The sequence below is a fragment of the Nonomuraea sp. NPDC049141 genome, assembly GCF_040648415.1.
Lineage (GTDB): Bacteria > Actinomycetota > Actinomycetes > Streptosporangiales > Streptosporangiaceae > Nonomuraea.
Genome location: NZ_JBEZDR010000207.1, coordinates 1 through 1,531 on the forward strand (window position 1 = coordinate 1; position 1,531 = coordinate 1,531).

Consider the following 1,531-nt stretch of genomic DNA (forward strand, 5'->3'; position numbering starts at 1 on the left):
CTGGAGGTGTTCGGTGTGTCGTCCCGGTCGTTCTCCCGTCGCGAGTCGACGTGCACGTGGTCGTCGTGGTCCGGGTAGCCGGGCCCGTAGATCCCGCTGAAGCCCCGGCTGCGCGCGTCGCGGGCCAGTTGGCAGAGGGAGCTGGTGCGGGAGGTCAGGTCGGCGGCGTTGCCGTAGAGGTGCTGGCTGTCCGATGCCCCGCCGACCTGGTTGTTGCAGGTACGGCTGCGGAAGCCGCTGCTGACGTAGAGCGGCTTGTCGCCGAGGCTGCGCCGCATCGCCTCCAGCTTCCACATCGTGCGCAGCGCGTTCTGCCTGGTCTGCGCGGGGGAGAGCGGACCGCCGCTCCAGCCGCCGCGACCGCAGCCGTCGTCCATCTCGCGGAAGCTGAAGTGCCGCGGCGTGCAGTCGTTGTCCTGGAGGTCGTAGAGCTTGCGGTACGTCTGCGGTCCGGCGACGCCGTCGACGCGCAGCCCGTATGCGGACTGGAACCGCTTGACGGCGGCGGCGGTCTTCGGTCCGAAGCGTCCGTCGTTCTCCACGATGTCCCGGTTGCCGGCCCAACCGGCCACCCGGATCTGCAACTGGCGGACGTCGGCGCCGGAGCGCCCCTGGTAGAGGTTGCGCTGCCACGTGTAGCAGCCGTCGGCGTGGGCCGCTGGCGCGGCGACCACCGTGGCGAGAGCGGCTGCCGGCAACGCCAGGGCGAATGCGACAGCGGCCCGTTTCAGGGTGTTAACGCGCACAGAAAGTCCTCCCGATAGGAGTGCGATTGGGGTGGCGTCCGGGACATCGGCCTGCCCGTCCCGTGATTTCCACCCTGGCAGGCCGACCGACCTTTCGCGGCGATTAACAAGAATTGTCCTCACGATTCGCCGTTCCTGGGTGTTGCCAGGGCATTACGCGAATTGCGAAACACCCAAGTGCCGGCATTCGACGACAGGGAACCGCGAAAGGCACGGAAAGCGGCAGCCGGGCACACGCAGGGTGATGTGAGCTGGCCGGTCCGACCCGGTAACGTCAGCGCCGGCGGGACCGGGGGAGGGGGCGGCATGGCACGTGGTGGCGTCTTCTGCATCGAGGGCCAGTGGCACCGCGACCTCAACGAGCGCGGCTCCGTCCTGCCCACCCTCGAACTGCTCGAACGGCTCGGAAAGATCCGCTTCATCCACAAGGACGCGGCCACCCGCGACGAGCTGTTCTACTTCGTGGACCGCTGGCTGCTCAAGCAGTACGCCGACCACCGGGTCGGCTTCTTCGCCATGCACGGCGAGCCGAGCCGGCTCTGCCTCACCGACTGGGAATCGGTGGCGCTCGCCGACGTCGCGGAGTTGATGGCGGGTCGATGCGAAGGCCGGCGGCTCTATTTCGGCAGCTGTTCGGTGCTGCGCGCCTCCGACGCGGTGCTGCGCGGCTTCCTCGACGCCACGGGGGCGGCGCTGATCTGCGGGTACACCCGCGAGGTGGACTGGGTCGAATCGGCCGCCTTCGAAACCGTCCTGCTCGACGTGCTGGCCAACGGCCAGCGCCA

Annotated in this window: 2 protein-coding genes; one reads left to right on the top strand and one right to left on the bottom strand. The window is 69.0% G+C overall.

All coding sequences use genetic code 11. From position 1 onward, the window contains the following. Positions 1-746: D-Ala-D-Ala carboxypeptidase family metallohydrolase (locus AB0B91_RS65900; RefSeq protein ID WP_358343199.1), on the bottom strand; the 746-nt coding region annotated here is incomplete at its 3' end. Between the two features lie 306 nt (positions 747-1,052). Here AB0B91_RS65900 and AB0B91_RS65905 point away from each other — a divergent pair. After that, a partial coding sequence (locus AB0B91_RS65905; RefSeq protein ID WP_358343201.1) for a hypothetical protein occupies positions 1,053-1,531 on the top strand: 479 nt, incomplete at its 3' end.